Annotated in this window: 4 protein-coding genes and 7 pseudogenes; 6 read left to right on the top strand and 5 right to left on the bottom strand. The window is 57.8% G+C overall.

Annotated features, from left to right (window positions below; genetic code table 11):
* The 4 genes and pseudogenes from RFM98_RS30950 to RFM98_RS31505 form a co-directional block, all read right to left on the bottom strand.
* A pseudogene (locus tag RFM98_RS30950) lies at window positions 1–227 on the bottom strand (ATP-grasp domain-containing protein); the annotation flags it as partial.
* Window positions 228–431: 204 nt separating this feature from the next.
* Window positions 432–943 (bottom strand): annotated as a pseudogene (locus RFM98_RS30945) (transposase); the annotation flags it as partial.
* A gap of 284 nt (window positions 944–1,227) precedes the next feature.
* A pseudogene (locus RFM98_RS31510) lies at window positions 1,228–1,561 on the bottom strand (IS701 family transposase); the annotation flags it as partial.
* Window positions 1,518–1,907, bottom strand: a complete 390-nt coding sequence (locus RFM98_RS31505) for a transposase (protein WP_430682396.1) — start codon at window positions 1,905–1,907, stop codon at window positions 1,518–1,520. The pseudogene RFM98_RS31510 and the gene RFM98_RS31505, both read right to left, overlap by 44 nt.
* 18 nt (window positions 1,908–1,925) lie before the next feature.
* On the opposite strand from RFM98_RS31505, the gene tnpB reads away from it, so the two are divergent.
* Window positions 1,926–2,270 (top strand): IS66 family insertion sequence element accessory protein TnpB, encoded by a 345-nt coding sequence (gene tnpB, locus RFM98_RS30935; protein WP_320312265.1) that lies wholly within the window; start codon window positions 1,926–1,928, stop codon window positions 2,268–2,270.
* Between the two features lie 76 nt (window positions 2,271–2,346).
* Window positions 2,347–3,447, top strand: a pseudogene (gene tnpC, locus RFM98_RS30930) (IS66 family transposase); the annotation flags it as partial.
* Window position 3,448: 1 nt separating this feature from the next.
* On the opposite strand, the pseudogene RFM98_RS30925 reads toward tnpC, so the two are convergent.
* A pseudogene (locus tag RFM98_RS30925) lies at window positions 3,449–3,580 on the bottom strand (transposase); the annotation flags it as partial.
* 444 nt (window positions 3,581–4,024) lie between these two features.
* Between RFM98_RS30925 and RFM98_RS30920 the strand changes: the two are divergent.
* The 4 genes and pseudogenes from RFM98_RS30920 to RFM98_RS30905 all read left to right on the top strand — a co-directional run.
* On the top strand, window positions 4,025–4,735 hold the full coding sequence (locus RFM98_RS30920) for a hypothetical protein (RefSeq protein WP_320312264.1): 711 nt from the start codon (window positions 4,025–4,027) through the stop codon (window positions 4,733–4,735).
* A 441-nt stretch (window positions 4,736–5,176) separates the two neighbouring features.
* Window positions 5,177–5,476 (top strand): annotated as a pseudogene (locus RFM98_RS30915) (hypothetical protein); the annotation flags it as partial.
* A 62-nt stretch (window positions 5,477–5,538) separates the two neighbouring features.
* Window positions 5,539–5,712, top strand: a pseudogene (locus RFM98_RS30910) (transposase); the annotation flags it as partial.
* A gap of 69 nt (window positions 5,713–5,781) precedes the next feature.
* A partial coding sequence (locus tag RFM98_RS30905) for a beta-eliminating lyase-related protein (protein ID WP_320312263.1) occupies window positions 5,782–6,302 on the top strand: 521 nt, incomplete at its 3' end.

Here is a 6,302-nt window from a genome sequence, read left to right as displayed (position 1 = left end):
GCGATATCATAGGTCGCACGCAGCCGGTAACATTCTCGGATCAGCGCATCGAGGTTTTCTGGGTCGACTTGGATTGCCTCATTTCCTTCCGCCGCAAGATAGTCGTACTGAGCTGGATCAGCCGACAGAGTAATTGGATGAAGGCCAAGGCGCCGGGCCGCCTGGACGTATAGGAGACCATCACCCCTTGTGCTGCCTTCAAGCAAGATGAACGCTCTTTTCGCCATTACCATCGCCCTTGACCTCCGTTGCGTGCTACGCGGTGGTCTGAGCGTTACCGGCATCAAATTGTCCAGCCGTGCCTCCTCAGACCTTGCCGTGAAGGTAACATTGTCAGCGATTTGCGGTTGTGAAGATATTTTAAATTTGTTTACTGCCGAGCTAAGCCAATTGGATACCAGTGCGACCTCGGGCCGGGCGGCAAGCGAAGGCTAGGGAGATGTGCCAAGGCATTTTCGCTGACGCGCGCGCCGAGACGAGCGATGACGGACTTTGGGTAACGAGGTTGATCTAGCGGCTTCGATCCCGTCTTGGAACCTGGCACGTGCGAGCAGTTTGGGCAACTGATTTTGTCCCTTCAATCTTCGCTAGGATTTGGCGGCGGCCATGACGAGCTTGAAGACCATCAGCCTGGCGGTTTTCGACGACAAAGAGCCTTTCGTGCGCACCGTGCGGTAGCGAACATGGCAACGACGCTCTCGATCGGATTCGACGTTCGCAGATGATCCCAGTCCTTGGTCAGGCAGTCGAGCGCCTTGTCATATTTCGCGCCGTATTTCTCGGCGAACATATCGATCGCCATTTCGGCGAGGGCTCGTGTCGGCGCGCCGTAAATCTCGCGCAAATCCGTCTTCATGTTGGCCTGCACCGAGAGTGGCACCTTGTTCAGGACGTTGGCTGTCCTGTGCACCCAGCAGGGTTGGTGCCTAGTGCAGGGAAAGACTGGCCTGAAGATCGCGCCTGATATTGCCGTCGGCGATGGCGCGCTTGGCTTCTGGTCGGCAAACTTCAATCCCTTCATCGCGGCAATGAAGTCATCGGCCTCCATCTCCACCGCCCGCGCAAGCAATTTGCGCGCCCCGCTGCGAAGCAGCCATGAACGAGACTATCAACATTGTTAGCCTTCGTCAGCCCGACCAAATTGATGATCCACTGACGGACGGATGTGAAAGGCGAGGCACTTTTGTGAGTGCGGCGGCACGTGCTGCTGAGGGGTAATCGTCTCCCTTCGGAGATGAGGAATCCGTAGGCGGCGATGCAGAGCGTGGCGTGATGATGGAAGCCGCGCCAGCCGCGCCCTTCAATATGCCCGAGCCCAGTTCCTGCTTGAGCTCCTGATAATCGCGTTCGATCTCCAGCGCAATTTGGCCAGATCAACAAGGCGGGTGAAGCCGATGTCATCCGGTTAGCTGGAAAGCCAGTACTTTGTCGGCTCCTTCTCCCCCTTGGGCCATTCGATCAGAACCCATTCCTGCGGCCAGGGCTTGCTGAGCTCGAAATCGCGCTGGGCGATGCGCTCACGCAGCCGCGCAAAGCGCGATCTGAGTGGCAAGTTGGTGCCCTCGCGGCCAGGTGATCGTGCGCAACGCCTTGGCTGGGAGGCTGAAGGCGAGGCCCTTGACCGTGACCGGCTGATGCAATGCATCGCGGCGTAAACGCTTTATCGGCCGCCCGCGGCCCGGCGTCGACGTTTTGGGCGGCAAGGGTCCCGTGCCGGGCGCCCAGACCGTGGCGTTCGGCAGAATGCCAGCGATATAAGGCAGATCAAGCGCCCTCACGGCTGTCCTTAGATCGCTGTGAGTGCCGTAACGGCATCCATCCACACTACACCGCGCGGCAAGCCGCGCAGGCCGAGCGGATCTGAGCAAGCGCGATCTCAGGGATCCCGATCGCCTGGTCAAGATCATGCGCGCGGTGCGCAAGGCATGATCGCCTCCGGGGTTGTGGTTTACGTGTCGTGTCAGCCGGTCGACTTCCGCAAGGAAGCCGCATCGTTGATGGCTCTGGTCAGGGATGGCGGCCTCGACCCGTTCTCAGGAGCGCTTCACGTGTTCCGCTCGAAGCGAGCGGACCGGGTTCGCATCGTGTGGTGGGACGGCAGCGGGGTCTGCCTTTACTCGAAAATCCCGGAAGAGCACAGCTTCGGCTGGCCGGCGCTATCGGCGGCGCGGATGCGCCTGGACCATTCTCAATTGATGGCGCTTCTGCCTGGTCTGGATTGGAAAAAGATCCGCCCGGCCAAGGTTAGGCGGCCGTTGTCGACGGGCTGAAATCGGCCTGCGGCAAGATGAATCATGGTGTTGTAATTGTTGGGAAAGCGGCTGTTTTTGTGCTCTATCTCCCTCCATGGTTCTGTCCTCTCCTGACCTGCCGGACGACGTCGATACGCTGAAGGCGATGGTCCTCGCGATGGCCAGCGAGCGGGCTGCAAACGAAGCCCAGCTTGCAGCAGCGACGGCGGAGGCCCGCCCGGCTGACGGCCGTCGACAAAAGCCCCAACGAGCGGATCGCCAACCTCACGTCGATCGTGAAGGTGCTGGAGCGTGCGCATTTCGGCAAGCGTTCCGAGCGGCTGCGCCTGTCAATCAACGACGAGCAGGCTTCTTTTGCCTTCGAGGAGGTCGCGACCGGCCTTTCGGCGATCCAGAGCGAACTCGATCGCGCGATCAAGGACAAGCCGAAGCGTGCCCCGCGTCCGCGCAAGGGCTTTGCCGCTCATCTCGAACGCATCGAGGAAGTTGTCGAGCCGGAAATCCCAGCCGACTGCGCGGGGCCGGAAAGGGTTCTGATCGGCGAGGATCGGTCCGAGCGGCTGGACGTCGTGCCGCCGAAGTTCCGGGTCATCGTAACGCGTCGTCCCAAATATGCCTTCAGGGATCGTGACGGTGTGGTCCAGGCGCTGGCGCCGGCGCATATCGTCGAAAGCGGCCTGCCGACGGAGCGGCTGCTTGCCTATGTCGCCGTGTCGAAATACGCCGACGGTCTTCCGCTTTACCGGCAGGAGGCCATCTATCTGCGCGATGGCGTCGAGGTCAGCCGGTCGTTGATGGCGCAGTGGATGGGGCATCTGGGCTTCGAATTGCAGATGCTCGCCGACTACATCCTCGAGCGCATCAAGGAGGGCGAAAGGATCTTCGCCGACGAAACGACCTTGCCGACCCTTGTCCCAGGAGCCGGCAGACCATGAAAGCCTGGTTATGGGCCTATGCGCGCGATGATTGACCATACGGTGGAACCAGTCCGCCCATGGTTGCCTATCGTTTTGAGGACAGCAGGGGCGCCGAGTGCGTAGCGCGTCACCTCGCCGGATTCAGTGGCATCCTGCAAGTGGATGGCTACTCGGCCTATACCAATCTGAGCAAGGCGCGAGCCAGCAGCAACGAAACGATCAAACTCGCAGGATGTTGGGCGCATCTACGGCGCAAGTCTTACGAACTGCATGTCAGTGGCGGCTGCGGGTCAGCATCACCGTGGCGGCTTCGTAGAGAAATCCGCGCAAATGACGATGGTCACGCCGGGATATGTGGCCGTCATAATTGACCTCTCCTGATTGGCAGCGGCGGGTCATCAGACCAAGCCAGACGGTCGTCTTCGCGGTCGACATCGGTCGCCGCATGATGGGGCTTCGCGGGAGGAGCCTTCGAATGTTGACGACGCACTCTGCTGAGCCCAGCGGTGCACCCCAACAAGCGGAATGGCTCTGCCCACGTTCAGGCAGGGACATCTCAGCGAGCTCGAAGCCGAACGCCTGCACCCGGCATACCCGCCTCACAAAGATACTTAACTCTGCCACCGCGATTAGGCGCGGCCTAACGTCGACCGCGAAGAGAAGCGAGTGACCCGCGGGGTGACATGGTCCGGAAAAATATCAGGAGGAGCTTGACCTCAAAGACCCCAATCAGAGAGAAGCCTGTTAGACGAATCCTGGGTCATAAAAGTTATGTCAACTACCAAAAGCAGCGGTATCGATCCCCGTTCGACCACTTTAGAAAGCGCTCCGCTTTAGCTATCAGGATGTATCGGCATGTGGGATAACGTGACGACGTTGGACGTTTCGAAATTCATCTGTGCAGCGTTCGAACTGGCGCACAAATCCGGTCTCCACATTACGATGGGAGACGATTTTGAGGAGTATGTCAGGATTACCGGCAGACTTCCCGGAAAGTACCCAACCTATCCAAATTTCCACCCAGAGTATTCTGATCTTACACATGGAAAGGCTTTTTGGATCATCGGGCGGGATCGGGAGGGAAGGGTAGCGCATGTCCAGGCAATGCGTTTAGATGAATTGTCCAACACAAGCCTTGCTGAGTACCTTGGGACACTAAGAGCCTACTTCGCAGACCCTGATCTCAAGGCGGCGCCTGGTTCCTCGTGCAGCTGCGAAGCGCCCACTGCTCGCAGCATAACCGGGCTTGTAGCTTATCGCGGCGACCTCTGGCTGAGGGAAGATTTTAGAGGACGCGGTCTCCTGGCCTCTCTTGGTCGGATCGCATTTGGACTGGCCTGGGCTAAATGGACGCCGGATTTCATTTACGCGCTGGTTGCTGGCTGGAACATTGAAAAAGGCATAGCAGATCGCAACGGCTATCTGCACAAAGAGCCACATGGGGCAATCCTGCGTTTGCCCGCGCAGGGAATATACGATGACGATTGGCTCGTTTGGTTGACCCGAGAGGACGTGCTGAAGATGCTTTCGAGCTCTTCCAATGGCGCGGCCGCGATAATAGAGTGACGCGATTGCCTCTCCTGTAAGAAAAACTGTTGCACAGCATGCAGACCTGATGTCGAGAAACAGCTTTGGCACGGAACCTTTTTTGTTCGACAGTGAGCGCTTCAACCGTCAAATTCTGAAGTGCGGCTTCAGGTGTAGATCAGTTGAGGGAAAAGCGTCGATTCAAGAAAGAAAACTCGACTAAATTAATAATGTTATGTATAACAGATCTTTTTCGTATTGAAAATAGGTGAAGATATGGATATATTGTTTTCTAAATCTGAATATACGTCTCGTATACGTCGTGTAAAAGAAAAAAATGCTACATGAAGAGCTAGAAGTTCTCGTTATTAGGAATCTGCTAACATATACTACTTAAGCGGATATGATGCATTGTCATTTTATACTGTGCAGGCACTTGTGGTGTTCCAAGATATCGAGTTGCCGCTTTGGATCGGACGAATGGTTGACTCTCCGTCGGCGCACGCAACGACCTTCCTGCCTGACGACCGCATTATCCCCTATCCTGATATCTACGTTCATACGCCAGAACGGCATGCCTCCCAGTTCATCCCGACCATTCGGGATCGGGTGGTTCAGACCGCCGCCAAGCTGGTGCTGGAACCGATATTCGAGGCGGACTTCGAGGACAGCGCTTATGGCTACCGACCACGTCGCAGTGCACGCGACGCGGTCAAGGAAACGCACCGGCTGATCTGCCGGGGCTATACTGACGTGGTGGACGCCGATTTGTCGAAATACTTCGACACGATCCCGCATTCGGACCTCCTCAAATCGGTGGCCCGACGCATTGTCGACCGGCGGGCTTCGAGGTTCTGCCGCGACGATGGGTTGTCGAGCGAACTTTCGCCTGGCTCGGACGTTGTCGCCGGCTCGCCAAGGACTTCGAGGCAACTATCGCAAGCGCCGAGGCGTGGATATTCATCGCTTCCATCCGCCTCATGCTCCGCCGCCGCCCAGCTCCACCTCGCACGTAACCGAGTTTCGAGTCAGGCTCTCAGGCTGGTCCGCCGAATTCCAACTAAACCGGCTACGGCACGCTGAACATGCGCCACGCCTCCAATCTGGTCGCATCCGGTTTACTGACGACATTTCAAACCGCACCACTTTGCGTGGTAGACATTTCAGTCGCGTGGGCATTTTGGCGCAAATCTCTCGCCTCGATACGCCAGTTTGTGGGAACAAGCCCGTCGAAGTGTCGTTTTGGTTTTGTCCGTAGGATCGCGGACACCGCCTCCAGGATCGGTCGCTGGATTCTAGGAAACGGCGGCGAAGCTGCGTTGGGCCAACAGGGATCACTAACCGCCTCAGGAAGAGACTATGATCGATCTACTCAGCGACACTGTAACCCTCCCCACCCTGGAGATGCGTCGCGCGATGTTAGCGCGGAAGTTGGCGATGCCGGTTACGGCGAAGACCCGACGTTAAACCGACTGGAAGCGTTGGCTGCCGAAATGTTGGGCAAGGAAGACGCGGCTTTCATGTCGAGCGGATGTCAAGGAAATCTTGTCGCTCTGCTTGCGCATTGTTCCCGCGGCCAAGAGGGGATCGTCGGCGACCGCTCTGA

Source organism: Mesorhizobium australafricanum, from assembly GCF_033977265.1.
Taxonomy (GTDB): Bacteria; Pseudomonadota; Alphaproteobacteria; order Rhizobiales; family Rhizobiaceae; genus Mesorhizobium; species Mesorhizobium australafricanum.
This window is presented reverse-complemented; position numbering and strand designations above follow the sequence as displayed.